Genomic DNA, 25,625 nt, shown 5'->3' on the forward strand with positions numbered 1-25,625 from the left:
CCCCTACTACTGTTTTACTCCTGTGGTTGCAATTCCTTCTACGAACTGTTTCTGGAAAAAGAAAAATAGTACTATCATCGGAAGAATCGCAATAATGCCTCCCGCCATGACCTGCGGATAATAGGTTGTATGCTCTCCGATAAGCATTGCAAGACCAGCAGATAATGTCATTTTCTCCATAGAATTATTTACAATTAACGGCCACATCAAATCTTTAAATGTAGATATTGCTGTCAAAATTGCTAAAGAAGACAATGCAGGTTTTAATAACGGCAATAAAATCTTATAATAAATCTGAAAAAATCCACATCCATCTAACATAGCTGCTTCATCTAAACTCTTCGGAAGTCCTTTAAAAAATTCACATAACATAAATGTACCAAAAGCACTGAATATTTTAGGAATCCATAATGCTGTTACCGTATCTGCCAAATGTAGCTTTACCATGATCTCATAATTGGGAACTAGGAAAATCTGTCCTGGAACCATCAGTAATGCCAAAAGGACGATAAAAATTACATCCCTTCCCGGAAAATTCAATCTGGCAAACGCATATGCAGCCATAGAACATATCAGTAACTCAATCACAATTGTAAAAATCAAGACCAAAAATGTATTGATGTAAAAACTAAGAAACGGAAACTTGGCTACAATCTCCTGGTAGCTTTCCACTGTAAAAATTTTCGGAAAAATTGTTGGTGGTATCTGAATACTTTCTTCATAGGATTTGAAAGATGTCAAAATCATCCATATAAATGGACATACTGTCACAGCAGCACATAGAACAAGTAACAGATATACCTGCCACTTTCTTTTTTTCATTATATAATCTCCTTTCTACGTCCTGATCCTCATTAATCATCATAAAATACCAATTTCTTCTGACAGATCATCTGAATTGCTGTAATCACTAAAATCAGAAAAAACAGCACCAGACTGATTGCTGCACCATATCCCTTATGAAATTTTACAAAAGATTGTTCAAAAAAATATGTAACCAGCGATCTGGATGCTGCAGTTCCACTGCTTCCCTGTGGAATCATCAGATAAATAAAATCAAAAATCTGGAATACATTAATAACAGTTGTTACACATACAAAAAATATAGATGGCGATAACAGCGGTAATGTAATCTTAAAAAAACGCTGAATCCCATTCGCTCCATCAATTTCAGCAGCCTCCTTGTAACACACCGGAATCCCCTGTAATCCGGCTAACAATACAATTACTTGATATGCAACACTTGCCCAGATAAATACAATAGAAATAGAAAACAACACTATTCTAGGATCAGAAAGCCATGCAATTGGATTCACTCCAAACTTTCCAAGAATTTCATTGAAAATACCAAATTTATAATTCATCAACCATTTCCACAAAAGTCCAATTGCGGCCGGTAAAGTAACTGCCGGAAGAAAGATGCATACTCTGAAAAAACCAATTCCCTTTACCTTAGAATTCAATAATACAGCCAGCAAAATCGCCAGAATCACAACTGCCGGTACACAAATAACTACATATAATATCGTATTAATAAATGCCTGATAAAACGCTTCATCATGAAAAAGCTTTACATAGTTCTCAAGTCCAACAAATTTGGGAATGCCAAAGCTTGACTTATTTGTAAAACTATAATAAACATTCTGAAAAAATGCCCAGATAAAAAATACGATGACTCCTGACATCAATGGCGCAATCATTAGATAACCTGTCCTTATTTCCCGATGCCTTAGTGAATCCACTTTATTTTTTTTCATCAAATATTCTCTCCTGTCAATTAAGCATAGATTCGAAATCTGCCTTCGCTATTTTATTCATAATTGAACAGCTTTTTTGCAGCTTATTCGTTGGAAAAAAGGAAGTGTTGCTCATTTCATTATTAGCAACACTTCCAATCCATCTTATGATTCGCTGTCCAAAGCACTCTGTGTTACTTCCTGCATCTGTGAACATCCCTCTTCCGGAGTTAATTCTTTTGCAAATATCTTTGCTGAAATCTCAGTTACAGCAGGAAGCCATTCTGCAACGCTTGTAGATGTTGGAAATGGAAATCCAGTTTCTGCTGCTTCGAAAATTACACTTACATCTATGTGATCTGCTTTATAATACTGCTGGGCACTAATCAGTGCCGGAACATCTACCTTCGCTTCTGCCTGCATTTTATTAGCCTCTTCCCCTGAAAGATATTTTACAAGTTTCCACGACGCATCCTTGTTTTCACTGTTAGCATTGATTGCATAGCCCAATCCGCCAATAACGCTCTGATTTCCTGCTTCTTTTGCGGGCATAGCAATAGTTCCTATCTGATCAGCGAAACTCGCTTCATCAATAACAGATGTTTTCCAGGATCCCATGAAAAGAATGGCTCCCTTCTGAGACAGAAACAAATCTGTTCCCTTTGTATCCGAAAGCACTTCGCTTCCTGGCATCAGACCTTCATCCATAAGTGATACCATATCACTAAACGCTTTCACCGTTCCTTTCTGATCAAAACCTGCTGTTTTCATATCTTCACTGAGCACAAAGCCTCCTGATTGATTGATAAAGTTGAAAAAAGAAGGCTGGGCATCCAGTTCCATTAGTATCGGATATTCATCAGATCCTGCTTCTGTAATTTTAGTCTTTAACTGTTTTGCAATATCTGTCATATCCTCCCATGTCCATCCGGTCTGAGGCTCTTCTACCCCATATTTTTCAAAAATAGCTTTATTGAAAAATACCTGTACCGTGTCCATTCCCTTTGGTATACAGTATTGAACATCCTTATAATTATAAGAGTCTTTCAAAACACTTACGTAATCATCCATATTAATTTCATCTTTTTCAATATATTCATCAAGCGGTTCCAAAACACCAGCCTCTGCATATTTAGGAAGATATGTATTCATCCAAAATACATCTGCCGCACTATTTGATCCCATTGCAGCATCCAACTTTGTCCAATACTGTGACCAAGGAGTTAACTGTAAATCTACATCAATATCAGGATTCTCTGTTTCAAATTTCTCAATAATCTCATCAAATATCGGCTTCTGAACCTCATCCCAAATTGCAAAAGAAATTTTAGTAACATCATCTTTTTTCTCTGCATGCACCGGTGAAGTTACTCCTAAGACCATTGAACCAGTCATTACAAGTGTCAGCATTTTACAAATTCTTTTTTTCATGTTTTCCCTCCAAATTTGTACTTTTTTATCATTATTAACTGTTTCTATTCTTTTAATATTTTCTGATTGAGAATGCAGGTTTCTCCTTCTTCCAGTTTGTAGGGTAATGTAATTTCTATGTTTTCTTCCCTTTTCTGGTTCTGAAAAGTATCCAATGTCTGCTCTATCATTTTTTTGATAGGCTGACGGATAGTTGTTAGCTTGGGAGTTACCTGCCTAGATAAACTAATCCCGTCAAATCCCATAACGGAAACATCCTCCGGAACTCTTAACCCTCTCTCAGCCAGAGCACTGATAACCCCCAATGCAGCTTCATCACTGAATGCAAATACTGCTGTAAAAGAAATTCCCTGTTGAAGTGCCTGCGTGGTTATACGATACCCACTATTATATGTCAACTCACCATATTTCACTCGATCTGCATCGAATTCCAATCCATATTCCTCGAAAGCTCTTTTGCATCCTGCAATACGCTGAAATCCGGAGCTGATACTCTTAGGATAATCCGATATAATCAAGATTCTCTCATGCTTAAGTTCAAGAAGATATCTCGCGCCTTCATGTGCTGCTGCCAAATCATTGATATGAATCATTTTGCAGCGCTGATCCTCACTGATTGCACCAAACATCACCATTTTAATATTCTTAGCCGCTATATAATTGAGCATATCCTGATTTGTATTTTCCTCCAGATAAATTACGCCCGTGATATCCAGTTCTTTAAAATATTGTTTATAAGACTCATCTTGACCCACAACAGGAATAAATATCATTCTGCAACCATATTTCGGAACCGCATCTAGGAAATTCTTTAGAACCTCACTGAAATATGCCAGCTTAAGATTTGGAATTAAAACAGCAATTACACCGGGATTCTTTTGTTTATATACAGGTTTATATGAAAGTTCTCGGACTGCTTTTTCAATTCTCTTGGAGGTTTCCGTTGTTACAACATTTTTCCCATGAAAATATCTTGAAACCGTAGCTGGTGATACTCCTGCCCTTTTTGCAACATCTCTTATTGTTGCCCCATATCATCACCTCCTTTTTTCAACGTATTTCACATTCTTTTTTGCTGTTCTGCATTGTTTGTTGTATCTTTTTACCAATTTTATATTTGAAATTATAAGAATCAATGTATAAAATGTCAACCCCGTTTCATTTGTTTCATTTTTATTTCATGTATTTCACCGAAACATCATTTTTCACCACGTGTTTTCTTTTCTCTCCATTTATTTAGATCCAGAAACTTATAAATAAGATCCTCATGATGTAACACATTTTATCAAATGTACTTCTTACACAAAGTCAGCACGCCCTGTTTTCCAGAAGAAACGTGAACGTATCATTGCTCATTTTATGATCCACTACACTGCATTGCTTGATCAATACGGTTCCATCTATTCTGTAAATCGCACCTGCATCACTGGCAAGTTCAAATAGCTTCTTATGAGAAATACTGTAAATAATCTCTGCCTGCTGATAACGTAGATACTGTCGGCGTAATTTTCTAAGCTGCTCTGGTACTTCCTTCATACTTGTGATTGGTTTATAATTTTTATCCATGATATTTTCCTCCAAAATTAGATTCACTGTTTTACAGAAGTTGACTGCCGGGATATATTTTTGAGTACGAAAAAAAGCACCTCTCAGATTAAACTCTAAGAAGTGCTCTTGTTGTCATGCATATCAATCATTGATCCAGTGAATCAATTTTGATTTCATTCTCAAACCTGTGTCCTTTCACCTGAAATTCGTCATGCTTCATAACGATTCATTATTATCCCAAATTTTGTTGTCAAATTGTTGTCAAATGCGGTCTGACATCATGGTTTTAGACATTTTATATTTAATTTTAGTACAGCTTTGCACCTGCCGGAATATGGTTATCAACCATCAGAAGATGAAGTTTTTCTTCGCCCTCTTCCTCATGGATTGCACTAAGTAACATTCCACAGGAATCAATTCCCATCATAGCTCTTGGCGGCAGGTTTGTGATAGCGATCAGTGTTTTTCCAACCAGTTCTTCTGGCTCATAATAAGCGTGAATACCGCTTAAAATGGTACGATCTGTGCCTGTTCCATCGTCCAGAGTGAACTGTAACAGCTTCTTGGATTTCTTAACTGCTTCACATGCTTTTACCTTTACAGCTCTGAAATCTGACTTGCTGAAAGTATCGAAATCAACAAATTCCTCAAATAAAGGCTCTACCTTTACCTTGGAGAAGTCGATAACTTCTTCTTTCTCCGGTGCTGCTGTGGAAGTGCTGTTTTCTGACTTCGCAGATTTCTTATCAGCGTCCAGTGACTTCATTGTCGGGAAAACTGATTCGCTTACCATACTATCCCGTACTGTCAGGTATTATACATTATTTTCAAAAAGACTTCAACCTATTATAAGGTATTATTCAGTATGTATTTGTTGTAGTTCTGTTGCACACCACATAATTCTGTTGCACCTCATAGAATCGAACCCACAAGGACTCTTTCCTAGAATATGTCTAAATTATGTGATAATTTTTCTATTGCTTCTGTTTTTTTCATATCGGTGACTTCGGCATATATATCCATCGTTGTCTCAATATTTGCATGTCCCATAACTGCCTGTATCACCTTAATATTCGTTTCATTTTCGCAGAATCTCGTACAAAAAGTATGTCTCAAATGATGGCAGGAAAAATGTGGAATAATGATCGGCTCTCTTTTCTCCTTTTTTGCTTTTAAAATTTCTTCTGCATTGTAGTTTTCCCGGATGCGTTTGATTGTCCGGTTGACTGCCTGCGGATTATGAAGATTGCCAAACCGATTTGTAAATATAAATCCCTCCATACCGTCCAGTGTAACGGTACTGAATCCATTTTCTTTCTGATATTCATACTCTTCCATAAAAGCATTATATACTGGCTCCATCATCGGAACTGTACGAATGCCCGCCTCTGTTTTAGGTAACGAAACAGCAAATTCGCATTTGGTTGTTTCTGCTCTGCGTGGATAATATGTAACACTGTGATTAATATTGATCAGTCGTTTCTCTAAATCAATATCTTCCCATCGAATCCCAATAATCTCACCTATACGACATCCTGTACCTAAAAGAACCGTAAACAATGGTGCCCAATGATTAAATACCGGACTGTTCGATGTATAATTCATAAATGCTCTCTGCTGTTCTACTGTCAACGCATGTCTCACTCCATGATTCCTCCCTGGTTTCTTTTTTATTTCTGACATTACACCATGAGATGGGTTGTTTCGGATAATATCATCTCGCACTGCTAACTGAAATGTTGGATGAAGCACCGTATGAATCGTTTCCAGTGTATTAACCTGCAATTTTCTTTCATTTATCAAATGATAATAAAAGTACAGTACATCTGAATATTTAATTTCACCGATTTTCTTCTTTCCAAAACTGTCTCTGACGTAATGATCATACATGTACATATAATTGGTATATGTTGTTCGTCTCAACTCTGTTTTCGTAGAAATATATCTATCAAATACAAAATTAAGATTGGCATTTCCCGCAGCATACACATCAAGACCGTCTAATTGGTCTTTCAACAATTTCTGCTCTTTTTCCCTTAACTTAACCAAATCCTTGGAATATGTATATCTTCTTTTTCCAAATGGATCTGTATAAGTGTATATGTACATCAGGTCGGACTGGCGTTGACTCTCGCCTTTGCGTAAGGCCCTGCCTCTGTTATCTTTTCTTGCTTTTGCCACTGTAACTCCTTCCTAATGTAGCAAGGAGTCCTTGTGTTACTTTTCTGGCATCTGATATAAAAGCTCAATACCTTTTTGTATCGTTTGTGTTGTAGTCAGCTCATGCTTCGCTGCATACTCTGACAATTTCTGATATTCTTCCTCTGTTAAGCGGAAACTTACATTTTTCTTCTTAGGGGATTCTGCTTTCGGTCTCCCCATTTTAGCCACCGTATGCACCTCCTTCATAGCTTGATTACATTATACTTTTTGTCGTGCAAAAAGTCAATACTTTTCGTAGCACAAAAACTCTTGCAATACTATTTATCACTAAATACCGGTTCGGAATGTTTCCAGATATGCCTCAAAAATATCACAGTTCACCAGTACCAATTTATCCAGCTTATAAACAGCATTTGCTTCCTTTGCCATTTTTTCAAACTTACTTTGACACATGCTGTATATTTCTGCACCTTCTTTATAACGAACAAATCTTTTCCTATTTATAATATGTCTTTGCATTCTTTCGCTCCTTTCCCAATTTATAACAATCCCACAGGCAGCCATCGGGTAACAGCTTCATTGGTATTTCACCATCTTTCCAGACCGGGTAGCCTTCCCGGAAGTATCATTATCAGAAACAGTATCTTCGCCACAAAAATCCCACTTCCTGATCACAGTCAAATATTTATCGCTCGTGCCTTTACTTCAATATCATTTTGATATTTCTTCGTTTACAACATTTCTACTTTGCGTCACGATGTCGCAAAGTTATAATGCAGACAGTCTTGGCGTATTTGCTATATAGCTCCTCTGTTTCATATGTCCTGCAGGATAAATATTAAATTTTCAAGGTACAAACAATGCTAAATAGCTTTTTCAGCAGAAAGGGATGCTTTCAAATGTTTTTTAGCGAACTATTTTAAATCCAATAATTGTTTTTATCAATTTTGTTTCCAGACGTCTGCGAAGTGTTTCATCTACACAATAATGAACACAGCCATACTCATCATACATTTTTCTGACCGATAATTTTGCAATATATCCTTCATAATGTTTCAGAATTTTATTTATCGCCTGAATGTCACCCTCCAATGCTCTTTCGATTACCCAAAACGGTATCAATTTTTTATTATTTACGCTTTTTTCTTCCGTTTTCACCTGCATTTTCCTCCAGCATAATCTTTAATATTTCAAGCGATCGTGTACGATGCTCATGTACCGTACTTCTTACCAGGTTCAGTTTTCTTGCTATATCCGCATCATTCATTTCCATAAAGTATGACAAAAGAATAATGTCCCTTTTTCTCTCTGTCAGTGCAGTTAATGCTTCTGCCAATAGAGCATTTTTTACCTCTACATCATAACCGCCTGCCCGAAAATAGCTTTTTTCCAATTCATATTCATCAAATATAGAAAGGCTCTCCATCTCTTGTTCAGATAATTCTGAAAACAAAGTTTCATGTTTTCTAAGATAAGCTAAATGCCTTTCATAATCCACTATTTCGCCCTTTAGTGCCAATTTGCATTTTCGATCAAACTGGTGCATTACCCTTTTCTCATCGTAGGAAGAAGATTGCTCCATAGAGTTCACCTCCTTCCCGACCATGAGATATGAGCAAAGGTCTTTTTCCCTTTCACCCTTATCCCGATTGGGAAGCCCCCATTGTTCGGGTTTAAAAGAAAAACTCTATAAAAAAGTTCTTATGATATACAAAAAACGTCCTTATGGATTGAAATCCATTGGACGTTTTCATATAAATAATCTAATATTCAAAAATAATTTTCTTCCTCCATTCCATATAATAAAAAAAGCGGAAACAATTTTTTATCATCTCCGCTTATTCTTGCTCTTTTCAATTTTATATTTCAAAATACCAACATACTGAGAGATTAAAATTATAAAGGAAGTCAGTGCAACTAAGGAAAGTATGGCTAGTATTCCTGCAAGTGTACAACAACCAGCAAATACAATAACAGCAATTAAGACTTTCATGGTTACTTTTTTGCAGTGTTCTTTTTCAGTATCATCAAGTTCTCGATTGACACACTCTACTGGTGCAGCTTTCAATATCAATATCGCACTTACTAATATAAGAAGCCATGCTGTACCTACCGTAAATTTATATTTACTGTTAAAATACATTGCTATTGTCTGTACAGTGACTGAACATATAAAACATGATCCAAAACTGTTAAGATGCACGCCACCTGCATAAGTCCGTAGCAACATAAAAATCCCCGTAAATATTGCAAATTCCGGAATCATATGCATATATATTGCTATACTCAAACAAGTTACGAAACAGCATAGCATCTCAAGTCCAATCTGAAAGCCATATTGATATATGTCATATGATTCCGAAGGAACTGCACCGGTCTTAATAACATATTTTGTTAATTTTTCTGACAGCCGTCTCATTTCAAATCTTTTTAAGTTTTTTCAAGTCCTTCGGAACTTTCGGCTGGTGAAAGATATAGCAACATGCACTATCCGCTGACACTTTTCCAAGTTTTAAAGATACATTTGCCAGTGCTTTCGCTGACTGAGCTTTTACATTTTTCATATTCATAGTAAAACTCTCCTTTCGTTTTCTTTTTAAAACAATACTACAAAAATACATTCCATTTCTTTTTCTGTAAAAAAAACGAGTATTCATGTAACTTTTTCCTATGGCACTACTACAAACACCAATATTTCTTAACAAAAAAGGTTGCAATGAATTCATTGATCATTACAACCTTTTTGAGAACCATACTTTTTTAAGTACCATATCCACAATAATATCTCTTCTATTTTTTTTTGATATTCTTGTAAATCCTCCACATTCTCCAAATAATCATACACTCCTGCCTTCAATACCGAAAAAATATCCTGCTTTGTCCCATTTTCAATCAAAGCAAGAATTGGAATTGTATTTCCCAATATCCCTTTTACTCTGACGATAAATTCAAATGTTCCTTTTTCAACCATTTTTTTATTAAAATACATAATAATAACATCTGGAGTAAAATGCTTATCATCATCCGACCAATCATAGGTGCACCACTTCAGTTTATACTTTCCTTTTGTTATTTTATTTGTAGTTTTAAATATTTCTCTATGATCACTAAACAATAATATCTTTTTCATTCTACCCTACCATGACGTTCAAATCGTAAAATTATTTTTACATTTTATCATGTTATTTCAAACATTATTTACATTGTAATAATTCCGACTATTCGTGTAATTATTCCTTTTCTCCGTACAACACGACTCTCACCAGAAATCTTTCTGGTATAGAATCATCAACTGTAACTATTCCATTATACTTCGCTGCAGCTCGATAAACTGACGGCAAACCAACGCCATGATTTCCAGCATCGGATTTCGTAGATTTCAGTCTCTCATCCTTCATTTTTATTAATTGCCCCTGGTAACTATTCATTAAAAATATCAGCAGATTGCCTTTATCATATTTCATTTGGATTTTTATGTACTTCTTCTTTTTTACCCTTTCAGCCGCTTCTACAGCATTTTCTAATAAATTCCCAAGTATCAGACATATATCCGCACCCTTAAACTCCATCTTCATAGGAATCTTTATATCCAAAGAAAAATCTATCCCTTTCTTTTGTGCTGTTACATACCAATATCCAAGTAGTGAATCAATTACAATGTTGCCACTATTGGCAACCACAGATATTGATAAGCCACTTTCATCCATTATGTCCTGGATAAATTCTATGATTTTCTCGTCTTCTCCTTTCTCTGCGTAAGCAAGAATAGATACTAGATTATTTTTCATATTATGTTTCATGTCTCTTAATTGCAACATGGAAAGTTCTCTTTCTTGTTGATGTCGTTCACATAATTCCAATTGTTGTTCATAAACTGAAGTCATCCGCCTTAACTGTAAATCATCCGTCAACTTCACATAAATATAAAAAATCAATATATTTAAGCACAGCAAAATAATCGCAGCAATTGCAGAATGAAAATATGCACGATCATTATTTATTTTGTAGCTAAATAAGAAAACCTCATTCATAACATAAATACTTCCAATTGGAATTAAAATTAACATAATACTGTATTTAACAGAAAATTCTGTAATTCCACCTACCGAAAATATTTTTCTTAGTGCAAATATAATCAGTAAAAATAATATTTTTGATATGACTGATCCTAGGATTCCGTACATCTGAGAATATCTAAATTGATTACAATAGATTGAAAGTATATAACCACTTACTGTTTCTATCATCATCCAAATTGCATTAAAAGCCAGAACAAAAATACATTTATTCAAATTCCTTCCTTCATAAACACACATAGCTGAAATAAATGTTATTACAATTGTAACGCTTATATTGATGTAAACTGGTAATATACTGGCATTCAAAAGCATTAACTGCCAGACTGCAAAAATGGTGTAGCCAATTACAATTGTTATCTTTTTCTTTCTTCTTGTAAAAAATATAGAAAAATAGCAAGAAAACAGAAATATCGCAAATATTACGAGCAATATCTCTGTCACATTCATCAACATTTTATTCACCAACATAAAATGTATCCTCCATCGAGCAGTACTGTTCACTAATCATTTTTCTTCTATCTTCACTGATTGAAATCTTCTTTCCATTATCCATTATAACAAAGTCATATGCCAATCCATCCACATGTCTATAATTTACAAGAAAAGATTGATGCACACGTAAAAACGGCATTTTACAGTTCTTCAAGCTTTTCTCAATCTCATTCAGTTTTTCGTATACTTCATAGGTATCTTTTTCTGTTACAATGGATATTTTTCGTCTATTGCTTTCAAAATATAAAATGTCTCTTACCGGAACTTTATAACTTATTCTCTTATAACTATATCGAAAATAAAAATCGGTATTATTTATATCACTGAATGCAGCTTTAAAACATGTTTCCATCTGTTCTTCAGCTACTGGCTTCACGAGAAATTGAAATGGACGAACAGAAAAAGAGTCTCTCATATGATTTTCATGGCTTGTGACGTAAATAATCAAAACATTTTTGTCATACGTTCTTATTCTTTTTGCTACTGAGATACCATCTTCTTTCGGCATTTCAATATCAAGATAAATAATATCAAATTTACTGTCCTTTATAATAGCATCCAGCAAACCTTGTCCATTCCAGAAAACTTCCGTCTCTACTTCAACAAAATTTTTGTTTGCTATTTTTCGTACTAAATTTTCAATCGTTCCTGTAATCTGTATATCATCATCGCAAATTGCTATATTTAGCATTTTAATCCACTCTCTTCTGTTCCCTTTTTCTCTTTTCATCCAATTTTTTAATAATTTGTATAATTGACCATATCATTTCCTGATCATATTTATCCAGGTTCTTGTATATCTCCACAAGATCATAGTATTCGTCCAACGTCTCATTCACTTTCATTTGTCCCTGTAAATCTCTCTTAACCTCTGATAGCCCTAACAAATAATCTGTTGTCACATTAAAATATACCGCTATTTTTTTTAGAATGTCTACTTTAATAAACGTAACATCTCTTTCATATTTACTGAGCATCTGTTGTGTTATTCCTAATTCTGCGGCCAAAATTTCTTGTATTAACCCTCTTTTTTCACGAAGTTGTTTGATACGACTTTCCATAATTGGTTACCTCTTAAACATATTTTACTATCATGCTACCTTAATTCTTTTCAGTCGGTACAAATAATAGAAGTAATCAATTACCTTTAATTATAAACTCCAATTTTCCCTATTTTCAAAAATACAAGCCCCCTGAAAGCATCAAATATAATGTGAACTTCCAGTCTTTTTCCGTCTAAATCGAGTGACACTATATATGTGACTCAAAATAATTCTATTTTTCTGTCTTTTCTCCATCTGATCCTGCATTTAAAAAGTTCATGATCTCCTCATATGACCGTCCACTTTTTACAACCGCTGACAGGATTTCTTCTTTCCTTATGGCATCACGCTTGTCTAGCAGCTCTTTCAGATTTGCTGTTGCCTGATCATATTTTTTCTTCGCTGCTATAACATCAGCCTCTGCTTTTTCAATCTTTTCTTCCAATGCTTCCCTGCTTGTTTTTCTTGTTCTTGCCATCTTTATTCCCTTCCTTATTCAGCTTTTTTCAGTTCCTTACTCAGCTCTGATGCAAAGTATTTTATACTGTTTGTATCCAGTCCAAAAGCTTTCAATATTACTTTCTGATTCGCTGTTACTGCATGATCCAGCCGATATATATTATCTAACTGGCGTACCATTTCTATTTTTTCCAGCTCTTTTAGTGCCGCCGGTACAGTCATATAATTCGGTCTCTTATCCAGTTTTTTCATCTCTTCTTTTAGTTTTATATACATCTTGCAGCGCACGATCATAGCTACGAACTCAACAAATATCTTCGCTCTTGCTGATTCTTCTGAATACACCCGGATGCTCTTATTTCCCAGATATGATTTATCTCCACGGAACAGTTTCTCCGATACATCCCTGCTCTTATATAGCTCGATTGCTTCCTTCGCACTCATCTTTTCCGATGTAATGATACAAAAATATCCTGCCAGATCGAGTTCTCTTTCTAACACACTGTTGCGTTCTTCCGGCAATACAAAAGCCTGGCTCTTTTCATCATAATGAAGGTTAAAGTACTTCTCAAATCCAGGGCCGAATTCCTTCACTTTATTCTGATACTTTTTCAGATACTGTGTCATCTGGTTGATCCTGTTTTCAATCTCTATCCGTTCTGCACTTTCTTTTGAAATACTATGATACAAATGAAAATAACGTTCTTTTTTATCACTTGCATACAGCCTGTGCCGTATTGTCTTTCCGTAAACTCCATATTCATAGATATTGTTTGCTCGCTTATTCTCGAATGTCCCTTTATTTTCCAGGATCAATCCATTTACAAGGGCAGACATCCCTTTTACCATGATTATAAAACTATACCCACATTTGTCCATATATTGTATGTTTTCGCAGCTGAAATAACCCCTGTCCAAAATAAATCCGATCTTCTTATAACCATATCCAGATGCCTTATCCAACATGAACTGAAGCTGGGAGATATCATTCAGGCTGCCAGGATATTTTTCATAAAATAATGGTTCCTGATTACGGGTGCCATACGCAACTGTATAATTAAATACTGCCTCTCCCACATCTACTTTCGGATGCCCAAATTCGACCATTTCTATATCTCCCGCCTGACAGTTTTTATTCGTTGAATCATAAGAAATATAGATCTTTTCGCGGTAATCCCGTGACTCATTCCATGTATTCAGAAAGCCTGTACTTTGGTTATCTGTTATTGAATTCAAAAAGTCTGATACCCTCGAATCACTGTATTGTTTCATCTTTTCCGTAAAAAGTGGATGGTTGTATGTATAATCCGGATAGTATTGTGCTGCATTATTTTCTGCTATGATCGAATAAACAACCAGATCTAAAAACAGCCCCATATCATGCGGTTCAAAATACTTTCCAAGGATATCTTTCAATCTGCATTCTTCTATGATCTTACGCAGTACAAAGTATGTTCCTACTCTGAGACAACTGCTTCTGTAAGTCCTGTTTTTGCATTCTGGAAGCTCTGCATCAGGAAAATATTTCAGGAAATTTTGATTCGGTCTCATAAGTTCCAGATCCGTATCTGACAGTTTTCCAATCGTTACTCTTTTGGGAAAAGTATACTTTCTGGATGGATCATAAACCCGGTCATACTCATACTCTATATATACAACATTTGACTTTTTTCTCCGTGTGATCTTGCCTTTTACAGTTGGTACTTTCACTAAAAAATCCAGATACATAACGCCCTCCTTTTAGGCGGTTATCCGCCTAAAATAATTGTACTATATTTCCCGATCTTCCGCAACGGAAAACCGCAGAAAACCGGGATTTTTTATGATTTTATTTTGTTCTTTTTTCTTTAGGTGGAAAAATTACTTGCAATTTACCACAAACCTTTGCTCAATCTTTTTACTTAATCATAAGTATACTCGATAACAAGAAAACTATAATGCTTAATACAGTGTATATCTTATTTAATAAATTTTTATTTTTTATTCCAAAGTACATCGTTATCCATATATACATCACCATTATCACTCCAAAAATAATACTTAAATAAATACGACTTTTTAATAGAATTGTTACTATTACTGACATAATTATAATATATATGGTTGGTATAATTGAAAATTGCAAAATAATTTTAGATAACTTAAAAGGTATATATAATCCATTTTTTTGTTTTTCCACAAGATCCGATAATTGTTTAAAAAAAGCTTGTATACTAAACTGAAATAATGAAAAGACGCCAAAAATTAGCAAAAAATATCGTATTTCTTTAAACTCCAATACTGGTATACTCCAGAATACTGGCAGCGTATATATCATAAAAGTTAAGGAAAAACATACAATTCCTATAATAATTGGTAGTTTACCAATCCTACTAATTGATATAACTGCTTTCCACACCAATGGATATTTTTTTAAAAAGTCCGGCATATATTCTTTTCCATAAAGTTTTCTTGCAATTTTTTCTTTTGAGTACTGATTTAGTAATATGGTATCGTTATTATTTTGTGCTACCAAAACCTTATCTAAATACTTAATATCATTCTCATATTTCAAATAATTTATATTCAAATATTTTGCCGTATATATAAATATCAGAATCATACAAACCAAATTAATAAATTCTATTATTACAGAAGTACAACTTGTAAGTGTTAAAATACTCAAAAAAACAAAAATCGCTTTCCATATATATATATATGATTGTTTTATTACATTATAAATATTCCAAGAAACTAACAACCCTTCAATCAAATATATAGTATACCCCCCAAATACCATCACATATTTATTTGATTGAAAACTTCCGCATGTACAAAATGCCAACAGCAATGACAATAGCACATATTTTATTACAAAAAAAGCATACTTGAGCACAAATACATCTCTAATTTTTCTTGTATTAAATAAATACAGAGTCATAGGCTTTACAACGATTTGCGGCATACTGTTTTTTCTCATCTTACAGATAATAGAAGCCAACATACACAAAAAGGATATAAAATAGATTTTACTATCAAACATTTTTATAGATTTAATTATGTTAAAAAAATCTTTTCCTATTATAGAAAGCACCATTGCTAAAAAAATTATTAATCCAACAATTGGTATATACATATTTCTTATTAGCCGAACTTTTTCTCTAATTTTATTTAAAGCTAAAAATTTATATACTTTCATCTCATTGCTCCCTACTTTCAATAATCTGAAGATACAATTCTTCTACACTTTTTTTACTATCAAGTCCATATTTCTTTGCAATTTCTTGTTTACTTCCAGCTGCAATAACTTCACCTGCACATATCATAATATATTTATCACATAACTCTTCCACCATATCTAATAAATGTGTAGAAATCAGTATTGCCTTATTATTAGCCCTTGATTCGATTAATAAATTTTTAAATTCTTTAATTTGTTTTGGATCTAATCCATTAAAAGGTTCATCTGCAATAAAAGCCTCATATTCTCGCAGCATTGCTATTGCAATCAACATTTTTTGCAAGGTTCCTTTCGATAGCATACTTGGAATTTTATGTAAATGAGGCTGCAATTCCATACGCTTTACAAGTTCCTGTATATCTATATCATTTGATGGATATAACGCATGAACAAATTGTAAATGCTCCATCAAAGTTAACTCTTCATAATAAACAGGTTCATCCGGAATATATGCAATATTCAATTCATCCATTTGAATATCTTTCAGCAACTTTCCATTTAATAATATCTCACCGCTTTTAGGAATAAGCTTTTTTACGATATTATATATAATTGTCGTTTTACCGGCTCCGTTAGCTCCGATTAATCCTGTAATTTCTCCTTTTTCCACTCCAAAATTTACATTTTTTAAAATAACATTTTCTCCATATGAAAAGTTTATATTTTTTAATTCTAAGTACATATCTGATCCCTCATTATTTTAATATTGTTCTTTTTACTACTACGTCTGGTGCTAATATATTTCCATCTAATTCATATTTGCATTTATTTCCAACTCCACAGATTTTTATAAGTATATCTTCTAGATTTATTTTAGTAGAAATTTCAATTCTGCTTTTTAATTTTCCATGCTGATATTCTTTCCCATATAAAAATGCTGTAAAATCCATAGTAATCGGATTAAAGCTTTCCTCTATACCACAAATTTTATCTACTAAAACGATATGTCCCTTTTTCTTTAATTCTATATCTATATTTCCTGATAGAATTTTTATTTTATCCAGTTTATATCGAATATTTTCACGATAATCATATCTTCGTAATGATCTATAAGATAATGAAACTTTTCCTTCTTTACATATATATTGTTCTTTAAGTGCCCTTCCTGAACCATCTATATTTCCTCCAACAGTTTTATTATCAAAATCATTTAATTTAATTGTTAAAAATTCACTAATTTCCATGCTTCTGTTTTTTAAGTTGTTTACATGCATCGTAAAATAATAAATATAAACGATTTTAGCCAAAACATTACTTTGGATTATTAGTTCATCTATATCATTTGGAACAAACTTTTTTAGATTGACTTTTTCACATAATTTTTCCCAAGCAGTTTCAGCAAATGTTTTTTCTAAACAACTATATATATCTGTTCCCAAAAATATTTGCGACTTACTTTCTATTCTTTCGCCAATTCTATACACTAAATTAGTATTAATTACATTTTTATATCCATATCCTTTAATGCCATCTGAAGTCATTAAATTGAATAATACATATTGACATATTCCATTCATTTCAATCAGCATTATATTTTGTTTTCCTAATTCATTTTTCAATTTGAAATACAGTTGTTTATAATCTCTTTTATTTACGATAATTTCACCGAGTTCTAATCTGTTACTTTTTTGTGCAACGCTACTTTTTAGGACACCCTTTTCTTCGATATTAAGAGGTAACTCTATATATTCGTTCTTTAAATCTTCGAATCTAATATCCTCATTTTTATATACACCATTATACATTTTACATAAAATCTTTTTTTTGATCTTCTTTCGAATTGAACTTCCATTTATTACACCTTTAATAATAGTTTGCTTTCCATCAATAATACGGATTTCTTCGTTCCAAGATGCAGAACTAAAAACTTCTTCATTTGCACCGTGAAATTCAAAATCATTTAATTGTATATTGTCTGATAAACGAATAATCTGCATATGCACCTCCCCCTCAGTCTGTTCGAAAACTGATTTAACATGGTTTTCATCATCCACTTTTGTCTTAAAATGAATAGTTAAACCGTCTTCTAGCTCCACATTATTCTTTTAATGATATTTCAAATTGATTCTTAACTTACGCTTTTAAATCTGACTTTTTTAGTTTTCAGACAGCCTCTCCTTTACATTTACGATTTATTTACAGGCTTATATCAAAACTTTAAAAAAATATTTGTTGACTTTCTAATTTAATAGTTGGACATCCATAAGATACATCCAGTTCCTGCCCATCTTTAACACATTTTGCAAACTTAAATTCCAAATCATTTCCAATTTCACTTATTGAATTTAATGTTTTCAAAACATTTCCTTCTAATAAACATGGTGGTAAAATTGATACAATTTCTCCATTTCTTACATATCCTCCTAATGCAATATTAAAAACAAAATGACCTGATACAATATCTACACTCCCGCCACCTAATTCTAAAGCAATGATCCCCTCTCTCATATTATCGATTATTTCATTTGCTGTTTTTTCTCCATTGTGTAAATATGTATTTCGCATACGTGGTAACGCCATATTTTCAAATGTTGCACACCTACCGTTCCCAGTATCCTCAACGCCATAACAAGAGGATATATACATATCACTAAGCAATCCATTAATAACTCCATTTTTTACTAAATCAACGTTTTGTGTAACACTTCCATCCGACGATAAGTTGTAATATATATAATCAATTTCATTACAACTATCACTTATATTGATTTGTTTATTAAATATCTTTTTCTTTAACATATTATTTAGAAGACTTTCTTTTTTAAAATAAATATCGCCTTCTAAATTATGCCCAATACCTTCATGAATCAAAACCCCTCCCTGCCCTGGACATAATATTACATTATACTTTGCAGTTTGAAGATTTCTAATTTTTAATTTTGTAATATTTTTATATTTTTCCACTATACTCTTTACAATTTCTTGCAAAGCACTACAAATATTTCCGTTTATTACTTTTCTTCTTCTAACAACAGGAATTATTCTTTCATCTAACATATATGTCACATTTACTTCTGCAAAGACATTGTTTATCATATCCGTTTTTTCTTTTTCAAATACATATTTATGTTTTTGCAAGATCATAGAAATAAGGACTCTCTTTACCGTTCCTACCACTTTTAGACTATGTACCAAATTTTCATACATAAGAGTCCCTATATCTAATTTATCTAATATATTTTCTTTCTCTTTACTAAAAATATCTTTACTATTTTCGACATATAATCGTCTATCGTAATTTTCAATAGTATACGCCCTTTTTCCTCCCTGCATCGTACTAGAAGCAAATCTTTCACCATTCAAGTAATAAACCATATATTCCTGAATTATTTCTGTTGAATTTTTTTCTATTTTCATCCAAACCTTCCTCAATTTCATTGTATAGGTTTCAATATTTGATTTAATATTTTAAGAACCCGTTCATTTTCTGTTCTCCAGTTACAATTCGTCTTTGTTAATTCACTCTCATATACATTAGCAATGCATTGTGTACAACTGTTTCCATTTGTGCACTCATGACATAGATAAAAATTCGGTGACATTAAATCCTTTATTGTATTTCCAACATCTTTTGTAAGAATCTGTGAAAGCTTATTCTTTTTTAAATTTCCCATTGAATAAAAAAAACATACACATGGAGAAACATCCCCATTCTCTCGAATTGCAATTTGATTTAAACCTAATCCACAATTATTTTTATAAGAAACATTTTCTGCTTTCCCTCCAACTTCATCCGAAACATTAACAAAAAAATTTATTGAACTATATTCTTTTTTCATCTTTAATGTTATGCTATAAAATTCTTCTACATTTAATTGATTCGCTAATTCGTTTGATGCAGCTCTTCCCACATCCATAGTCAAACCATATGTTATTTGCATAGCTCCCAGTTCTTTTACTGTTCGTGTTATTTCTTCTATATCACAAATATTATCTTTATTAAATGTAGAAGAAATAGCAACTTTAAATCCATATTTCTTTAAAAGGGTAATGGCATTACAGGCCTTCTCATACGAGTCTTTCACACCTCTTATCATATTATGATGTTCTTTGTTTCCATCTATGCTAATCTGAAAGACTGTATTATTTTTACACTCAGAAATTTCTTGCAATATCTTTTCAGTTATTAAATAACCATTACTCATTACTGCTACTGCTAAAAAATTCTCAGATGCATATCTGCAAATATCTGTAAAACCTTTTTTGGCAGTTGGTTCACCCCCAGTTAATGCTACCTTTATAACACCAGATTGTTTCAGATCACTCATAATTTTTATTATTTCATCTGATGATAATTCGTCATCTTTTTTATTTCCCGAGTTATTATAACAATGTAAACATTTTAATGGACATTTTTTAGTAATCTCAAATTCCGCATGAAAAGGAGTATATGATTCACTATCTCCCAAAACTTTGATTTTTTGTATATTTGGTTTTTCCCTAAATTCTATATATCCCTTTTTTACGCTTTCTTGCAAAAACTCGTCCACTATGGTTTCTATATCTTCTGATTTTTGCTTTATTTTTTCAGATAATATTTTCACGATATCTTCAATTTTTCTTGCACCATTACACAATTCTAATATATATGTGGCATCCTTATTAATTATTTCATACATAAAATGGCTTGACACAATAATACCATTTTCTTTTCTACTTAAATTATAAATATATGATTTCTCATATTGCTTCACTAAAACAACATTCCATTTTAATAATGGATACATATATGTTCCTCCTTTCCAAAAATAGCTACCAGAAAACTGGTAGCTATTTTCTGTAAAAATTTTGAATTTAGTAAGCAAGTGCAGTAACATTACTAATGCATGCAAGTGTCAGATAATTCATATCTGGTGCAAATCCTACTAAAATCTGAGCTGCTGTACATCCTGCACAAGCCGCAGTTTCTGTTCTTTCATATTTTGGATTTAACATGTAGCATTTCCTCCTTTCTTTTTGTTTATATTCTGATTATACATATATTTTGGTTTTATTATCTAACAATGTAATTATTACGACTACTCATGTAATTTTTATTAATACCAGAGCAAGTTTCGCCTGAGTAACTCAAAACTCACTCCGTGACTTTCGATTTTCCGGCAATCTTGATGGGGATTCTGCTCCCCATACCCTCAGATAATACATTTTTCACTAATATGCAGACTTGGCTCCTGTAAAAAAACAGTCGCATCGTGATCATATCTATCACGAAAAATCCATAAATATTTTTATTGTGTTACCGCCTGATATTTTTAAATCGGCTTTATATATAGAAATATCTTTATTTTGAAAGGAACTATAAAATGGCACGACCAAAGAAAGATAAAAACTTACGGCATACTCGTCATATCATGCTCCGTCTCACCAATACTGAATATGAAATAATTGCAGAAAACGCAAAAGCAACAAGTCTCCCGTTAGCAGAGTATGTCCGTAAACAGATAACAAATAAAAAAGTAATTGTGAAATATGAAATTGTGGCAGATTTACCGGAGTTAAAAAAATTAATTGCTGAATTTGGAAAGATTGGTAGCAATCTGAACCAGATAGCTCGTTACTTTAATACTGGTGGACTCCATTCTCAGGAAATGCGCAACGAAATCAAAAAGAGCATTTCTGAAATTTATAAATTAAAATATGAAGTAATAAAACTGGCTGGAGATTTTACCACTGTCAATGCAAATAATAGAAATAACACAGGAGAAAACTGATATGGCAATCCTGAAACATATTGCAAGCAAGAATGCCGACTATGGAGAAGCTGAACGCTATCTGATTTTCCAACATGATGAATATACGCAAAAACCAATTCTTGATGATAATGGGAATATGCTTCTTCGTGAAGAATATTATCTGGATGGTATAAACTGTGATCCGTTTACATTTGATGCGGAATGTCGGGAAACTAACGCTTTCTTTCATAAAAATCAATCTTTTAATGAGATTAAGTCGCATCACTACATCATCAGCTTTGATCCTAAAGATCAGGAAGAACATGGTCTGACCGGAGAGCAGGCACAGAAACTTGGCGTGGAATATGCCAGAGAGAATTTTCCCGGGCACCAAGCTCTTGTCTGCACCCACACTGATGGACATAATGGCAGTGGAAATATTCATGTACATATTGTAATCAACAGTGTGCGAAAGTATGATACCGAGCCACAGCCCTATATAGAATTTGACCGGGATTCAAAATCTGGATACAAACATCATCTTTCTGACAGATACCGAATTTACTTAAAACAAAAAGTTATGGATATGTGTCATTCCAATGGACTAAACCAAGTAGATCTTCTGACATCTGCGGAAAGAAAAATATCCGAAAAAGAATACTGGGCAAAACGCAGAGGTCAAAAAAATCTCGATGAACACAATACAGAACTGAAAAAGAAAGGACTTACTCCAAGACAGACAACATTTCAAACGGAAAAGCAATACCTTCGTGATGCGATTGATACGGTTTCTTCACAGGCAACATCACAAGAAGAATTTTCCAGATTGCTGTCTGATAGATATAATATTACATTTAAAGTCAGTCGTGGCAGATACAGCTACCTGCATCCTAATCGTCAAAAATACATCACCGGAAGAAATCTTGGAACGCTTTATGAAGAAAATCATCTTCTGCAGGTATTCCAGGATAACTCCAGCAGGCAACACGCAGAAAAATCACATTCTACTGACAGACCAGTTACAGATTTTTCAGAAAAGTCAAAATCGTCAGCTTCTATCCAAACTGACGAAACTACACACTCTTTCCTTTTTATAAAATCTGATTTACGACTTGTAACAGATTTACAGCACTGTATCAAGGCACAGCAAAGTCAGGCATACGCACAAAAAGTAAAGCTGTCTAATCTTAAGATGATGGCTCAGACAGTTGCCTATGTACAGGAACATGGTTTCCAGAGCAAGGAAGATTTAGATACTGCCCTTTCCAATGCCTCCGCCCAAAGCACTGATGCCAAAAATACTCTGAAATCCACAGATGACTCTTTAAAAAGTATAAATGAACAGATTCATTACACCGGACAGTACCTTGCCAATAAATCCATCTATTTCGATTACCGAAAAAGTCGAAATAAAGAAAAATTTTATGAAGATCACCGGGCAGAACTCACCCTTTATGAGTCTGCTCTCCGAGTACTCAAAGAAAAAGCACAGGGCAAAAAACTCCCTACTCTGAAAATGTTGCGTGAGGAAAAGAGTCGTTTAACAGAATTGCAGACAGTACAGCGAGATGAATTTAACTCCCGGCGTGAATATGAACGTGAACTTCGTACAGTATGCTCCAATGTGGATATCATTCTTAATCACCCACATATACAGGAATCTCTGCACGAAACGTCACAAGAACATTCTTGTTTCCGTTAAAAATCTCGATAAAAAATTTTCCAAATTATTGTTCCAAATTATTTTTCACTTTCTCCGTTGACTAAATTCATTTTTTCGCATATACTATGAATAGGAAAACAGGCGACATCCTGTTGGTGTGGCTGACACCTAAAATCCGAAACGAAAGCCGAACATGAATCGGAGAGTTGGCAGGCAACAGAAAAACCTGAAAGCAAAGCCAGACATATGGGCTGGAGTGTTGGCGGACAACAGAAAAATCAGTCTATAAGGGAGATGCACAATGCTACGGTATTGTAATCTCCCTTTAAATATTTTATACATATTGCAGAGGTCATAATATGACAAAATACAACAAACAGCAGGCCATTTCTATCATTATAGATTGTGCTGCCAAATACGAAGAAAATCTCAATGGCTATCAGCTCTTATTTATTTTAAAAGACAAGCATAAACATATTTCTTCTCTGGAAGTAAGTTTTTATCCATATAATTTTCTTCACCTTACAGGCATTAAATTAATTGATGGCACTACTGCTACTGATTTTTACAAGCGCTGTTTAAACCATAAATTAAGTCCTGAAGATTTTTCCTTCGCATCTGATGGAACTACTCAGTTAAAACTTGAAATTCTTCCACAACTTATGCTTAAAAATATATCAGCTAAAATGGTTGGAGATTTTAACGGATGCAATCCAAAATTATATACAGAAAAATTAACTGGTGGCGTAAAAGCCTGCCTTGGCTTTGTAAAAACTCATCGTGCTGAATATGTGCCAAATACAGTACTGAATACAGATATTCGCACAGTTACTAAAATTTCACAGCAGGTAATCGCTACATATCGTCGAAAAAATTCAACTTCCCCTTATCAGGAATTAGTTTATAAGGCCAAAAAAATCGACTGGGATACCATTACCTTTCCGAAAGAATATGACTATCTCACCAAGCCAGGAAAAGATGGCGCATAACGCCATCTTTTCCTCAAACTATCCATCATCATTATTCTAAACTACTTTTCACTTATATCAAAGCACATTATAGCTAAATCCCCAGTCATAGAAAACATTTACATAGCAGGTTTTTGTATTATTGGTTGCAGAGGAATAACCATCAATTTTGTAATACTGTCTCTGAACAACCTTATACTTTGTATACAGCGGCCTATACTTAATCTGATAGGTTTTTCCACTAGGAACAGGCAAACTATACTGCACAGAATATGACTGACTCTTTCCAATCGTTACTCCTAAAGAAGCAGATATATCACCTGTACTGGTATATGAACCACTAATTGTGTTCGTCACTGTATCTGTTTTATTTACAGTAACTGTACCAGGCCCAGCCCCCTGTGGTCCCAATCTCCATGAACCATAAGTTGTTCCCTGATTTGTTTTACTGTCAACTTTCCAGTAATAATATCCATCTGTTCGTGGCTGTATTTCATACTCTGTTTTATCAGATAACAAGTTTACATGTTTTACTTCACTATTTCTATGCGGATATTCTGCAGCCATTACTTTTACTGGTAACATTGTCACTATGCTAAGTACAAGCACTGTTAAAAAACTAATCATTTTTTTCATCCAATCGCCTCCTTTTTTTCTTTAAAGTAAAATATGTGCCTAAACCTATGAACATCAATGCCAATATTAGAATGATGGATAGTGGGTATTCAAAAATGTAGTCATATGAATGCTCATAAGCTGTTTTAAAAAGTTCCATATTTCTTTTCTGTTGCCATTCCGCAAAGAAAGGAGTACTTATTAATCCCAAAATACCAATAAGTAAAAATGTAATGCTATAATTTTTATTCTTTTTAGGGGGAGTCGTTTTATTATCATTTTTTTCATCAACGTCTCTTGATTTTAACATTTCGTCAACTTGAATATTAAATTTCTCACTCATTAAAATAAGAGTATTAATATTAGGTGCAGAAATTCCCATTTCCCACCTTGACACTGCCTGTCTTGTCACCCCTACTATTTCAGCAAATTGTTCCTGAGAAAGCTTATTATCCTGCCTTATCTTAAGAATCGTCTTTGCAATATTTTGATTACTATCTTTTGATCTATTCATGAGTCGCCCCTCCTTCCTTTTA

29 protein-coding genes and 1 pseudogene are annotated in these 25,625 nt (G+C 33.5%); 3 read left to right on the forward strand and 27 right to left on the reverse strand.

Going from position 1 to position 25,625, the window contains the following annotated elements; all coding sequences use genetic code 11:
* Positions 1-6: 6 nt before the first annotated feature.
* From EYS05_RS05860 to EYS05_RS17350, 25 genes and pseudogenes are all read right to left on the reverse strand, one after another.
* Positions 7-822 carry a carbohydrate ABC transporter permease gene (locus EYS05_RS05860; protein ID WP_138276799.1) on the reverse strand — a complete coding sequence of 272 codons (816 nt, stop codon included), beginning with the start codon at positions 820-822 and terminating at the stop codon, positions 7-9.
* 32 nt (positions 823-854) lie between these two features.
* A complete protein-coding gene (locus EYS05_RS05865; RefSeq protein ID WP_138276800.1) occupies positions 855-1,757 on the reverse strand; it encodes a carbohydrate ABC transporter permease in 903 nt (300 codons plus the stop codon).
* A gap of 144 nt (positions 1,758-1,901) precedes the next feature.
* Positions 1,902-3,167, reverse strand: coding sequence for an ABC transporter substrate-binding protein (locus EYS05_RS05870; protein ID WP_138276801.1), 1,266 nt, complete (start codon positions 3,165-3,167; stop codon positions 1,902-1,904).
* 44 nt (positions 3,168-3,211) lie between these two features.
* Positions 3,212-4,189 carry a LacI family DNA-binding transcriptional regulator gene (locus EYS05_RS05875; RefSeq protein WP_138276802.1) on the reverse strand — a complete coding sequence of 326 codons (978 nt, stop codon included), beginning with the start codon at positions 4,187-4,189 and terminating at the stop codon, positions 3,212-3,214.
* Between the two features lie 286 nt (positions 4,190-4,475).
* Positions 4,476-4,733, reverse strand: a complete 258-nt coding sequence (locus EYS05_RS05880) for a DUF6462 family protein (protein ID WP_243119241.1) — start codon at positions 4,731-4,733, stop codon at positions 4,476-4,478.
* 289 nt (positions 4,734-5,022) lie between these two features.
* A pseudogene (locus EYS05_RS05885) lies at positions 5,023-5,493 on the reverse strand (methionine--tRNA ligase subunit beta); the annotation flags it as partial.
* A 164-nt stretch (positions 5,494-5,657) separates the two neighbouring features.
* On the reverse strand, positions 5,658-6,896 hold the full coding sequence (locus EYS05_RS05890) for a site-specific integrase (RefSeq protein ID WP_044924602.1): 1,239 nt from the start codon (positions 6,894-6,896) through the stop codon (positions 5,658-5,660).
* 36 nt (positions 6,897-6,932) lie between these two features.
* Positions 6,933-7,097 (reverse strand): CopG family transcriptional regulator, encoded by a 165-nt coding sequence (locus tag EYS05_RS05895; protein WP_334290502.1) that lies wholly within the window; start codon positions 7,095-7,097, stop codon positions 6,933-6,935.
* A 108-nt stretch (positions 7,098-7,205) separates the two neighbouring features.
* The gene (locus EYS05_RS05900; RefSeq protein WP_044924599.1) at positions 7,206-7,397 is read right to left on the reverse strand and encodes a DUF6462 family protein; all 192 of its coding nucleotides are present in this window, start codon (positions 7,395-7,397) and stop codon (positions 7,206-7,208) included.
* Between the two features lie 387 nt (positions 7,398-7,784).
* Entirely contained in the window at positions 7,785-8,042 is a 258-nt protein-coding gene (locus EYS05_RS05905) for a helix-turn-helix domain-containing protein (RefSeq protein WP_005421685.1), read from the reverse strand.
* Positions 8,008-8,460: a sigma factor-like helix-turn-helix DNA-binding protein gene (locus EYS05_RS05910; protein WP_044924595.1), complete on the reverse strand. Its 453-nt coding sequence runs from the start codon at positions 8,458-8,460 to the stop codon at positions 8,008-8,010. Before EYS05_RS05910 ends, EYS05_RS05905 begins: the two co-directional genes overlap by 35 nt.
* A gap of 246 nt (positions 8,461-8,706) precedes the next feature.
* On the reverse strand, positions 8,707-9,297 hold the full coding sequence (locus EYS05_RS05915) for an accessory gene regulator B family protein (RefSeq protein WP_005421682.1): 591 nt from the start codon (positions 9,295-9,297) through the stop codon (positions 8,707-8,709).
* Between the two features lies 1 nt (position 9,298).
* Complete coding sequence (locus EYS05_RS05920) at positions 9,299-9,448, reverse strand: cyclic lactone autoinducer peptide (RefSeq protein WP_082246472.1); 150 nt, start codon at positions 9,446-9,448, stop codon at positions 9,299-9,301.
* A gap of 152 nt (positions 9,449-9,600) precedes the next feature.
* Positions 9,601-10,008, reverse strand: a complete 408-nt coding sequence (locus EYS05_RS05925; RefSeq protein WP_005421680.1) for a response regulator — start codon at positions 10,006-10,008, stop codon at positions 9,601-9,603.
* 100 nt (positions 10,009-10,108) lie between these two features.
* Positions 10,109-11,425, reverse strand: a complete 1,317-nt coding sequence (locus EYS05_RS05930) for a sensor histidine kinase (RefSeq protein ID WP_005421679.1) — start codon at positions 11,423-11,425, stop codon at positions 10,109-10,111.
* The gene (locus tag EYS05_RS05935; RefSeq protein ID WP_044924590.1) at positions 11,412-12,140 is read right to left on the reverse strand and encodes a LytR/AlgR family response regulator transcription factor; all 729 of its coding nucleotides are present in this window, start codon (positions 12,138-12,140) and stop codon (positions 11,412-11,414) included. The genes EYS05_RS05930 and EYS05_RS05935 overlap by 14 nt, the downstream gene beginning before the upstream one ends.
* Position 12,141: 1 nt before the next feature.
* A complete protein-coding gene (locus EYS05_RS05940) occupies positions 12,142-12,510 on the reverse strand; it encodes a helix-turn-helix domain-containing protein (protein WP_005421676.1) in 369 nt (122 codons plus the stop codon).
* A gap of 214 nt (positions 12,511-12,724) precedes the next feature.
* Positions 12,725-12,970 carry a hypothetical protein gene (locus EYS05_RS05945; RefSeq protein WP_005421672.1) on the reverse strand — a complete coding sequence of 82 codons (246 nt, stop codon included), beginning with the start codon at positions 12,968-12,970 and terminating at the stop codon, positions 12,725-12,727.
* 14 nt (positions 12,971-12,984) lie between these two features.
* Positions 12,985-14,679, reverse strand: coding sequence for an IS1634 family transposase (locus EYS05_RS05950; RefSeq protein ID WP_005421670.1), 1,695 nt, complete (start codon positions 14,677-14,679; stop codon positions 12,985-12,987).
* 169 nt (positions 14,680-14,848) lie between these two features.
* Positions 14,849-16,129, reverse strand: coding sequence for a hypothetical protein (locus EYS05_RS05955; protein WP_138276804.1), 1,281 nt, complete (start codon positions 16,127-16,129; stop codon positions 14,849-14,851).
* Position 16,130: 1 nt separating this feature from the next.
* Positions 16,131-16,853 carry an ABC transporter ATP-binding protein gene (locus tag EYS05_RS05960; RefSeq protein WP_005421665.1) on the reverse strand — a complete coding sequence of 241 codons (723 nt, stop codon included), beginning with the start codon at positions 16,851-16,853 and terminating at the stop codon, positions 16,131-16,133.
* A gap of 13 nt (positions 16,854-16,866) precedes the next feature.
* The gene (locus EYS05_RS05965; RefSeq protein ID WP_005421663.1) at positions 16,867-18,108 is read right to left on the reverse strand and encodes a hypothetical protein; all 1,242 of its coding nucleotides are present in this window, start codon (positions 18,106-18,108) and stop codon (positions 16,867-16,869) included.
* 220 nt (positions 18,109-18,328) lie between these two features.
* Positions 18,329-19,528: a TldD/PmbA family protein gene (locus tag EYS05_RS05970; RefSeq protein WP_044924586.1), complete on the reverse strand. Its 1,200-nt coding sequence runs from the start codon at positions 19,526-19,528 to the stop codon at positions 18,329-18,331.
* 17 nt (positions 19,529-19,545) lie between these two features.
* Positions 19,546-20,898 (reverse strand): PqqD family peptide modification chaperone, encoded by a 1,353-nt coding sequence (locus EYS05_RS05975; protein WP_044924584.1) that lies wholly within the window; start codon positions 20,896-20,898, stop codon positions 19,546-19,548.
* 67 nt (positions 20,899-20,965) lie between these two features.
* The gene (locus EYS05_RS17350; RefSeq protein WP_005421660.1) at positions 20,966-21,106 is read right to left on the reverse strand and encodes a hypothetical protein; all 141 of its coding nucleotides are present in this window, start codon (positions 21,104-21,106) and stop codon (positions 20,966-20,968) included.
* A gap of 368 nt (positions 21,107-21,474) precedes the next feature.
* Here EYS05_RS17350 and EYS05_RS05980 point away from each other — a divergent pair, with 368 nt between their 5' ends.
* The 3 genes from EYS05_RS05980 (at position 21,475) to EYS05_RS05990 (ending at position 24,495) form a co-directional block, all read left to right on the forward strand.
* Positions 21,475-21,882, forward strand: coding sequence for a plasmid mobilization protein (locus tag EYS05_RS05980; protein ID WP_005421659.1), 408 nt, complete (start codon positions 21,475-21,477; stop codon positions 21,880-21,882).
* Position 21,883: 1 nt separating this feature from the next.
* On the forward strand, positions 21,884-23,545 hold the full coding sequence (locus EYS05_RS05985) for a relaxase/mobilization nuclease domain-containing protein (RefSeq protein WP_044924582.1): 1,662 nt from the start codon (positions 21,884-21,886) through the stop codon (positions 23,543-23,545).
* Positions 23,546-23,865: 320 nt separating this feature from the next.
* Positions 23,866-24,495 (forward strand): PBECR4 domain-containing protein, encoded by a 630-nt coding sequence (locus EYS05_RS05990; RefSeq protein WP_005421657.1) that lies wholly within the window; start codon positions 23,866-23,868, stop codon positions 24,493-24,495.
* Between the two features lie 57 nt (positions 24,496-24,552).
* Here the strand turns inward: EYS05_RS05990 and EYS05_RS05995 are convergent, their stop codons facing one another.
* The gene (locus EYS05_RS05995; RefSeq protein WP_138276805.1) at positions 24,553-25,110 is read right to left on the reverse strand and encodes a hypothetical protein; all 558 of its coding nucleotides are present in this window, start codon (positions 25,108-25,110) and stop codon (positions 24,553-24,555) included.
* Complete coding sequence (locus EYS05_RS06000; protein ID WP_118316749.1) at positions 25,094-25,603, reverse strand: helix-turn-helix domain-containing protein; 510 nt, start codon at positions 25,601-25,603, stop codon at positions 25,094-25,096. Before EYS05_RS06000 ends, EYS05_RS05995 begins: the two co-directional genes overlap by 17 nt.
* Between the last annotated feature and the right edge of the window lie 22 nt (positions 25,604-25,625).

The sequence above is a fragment of the Blautia sp. SC05B48 genome, from assembly GCF_005848555.1.
Lineage (GTDB): Bacteria > Bacillota > Clostridia > Lachnospirales > Lachnospiraceae > Blautia_A.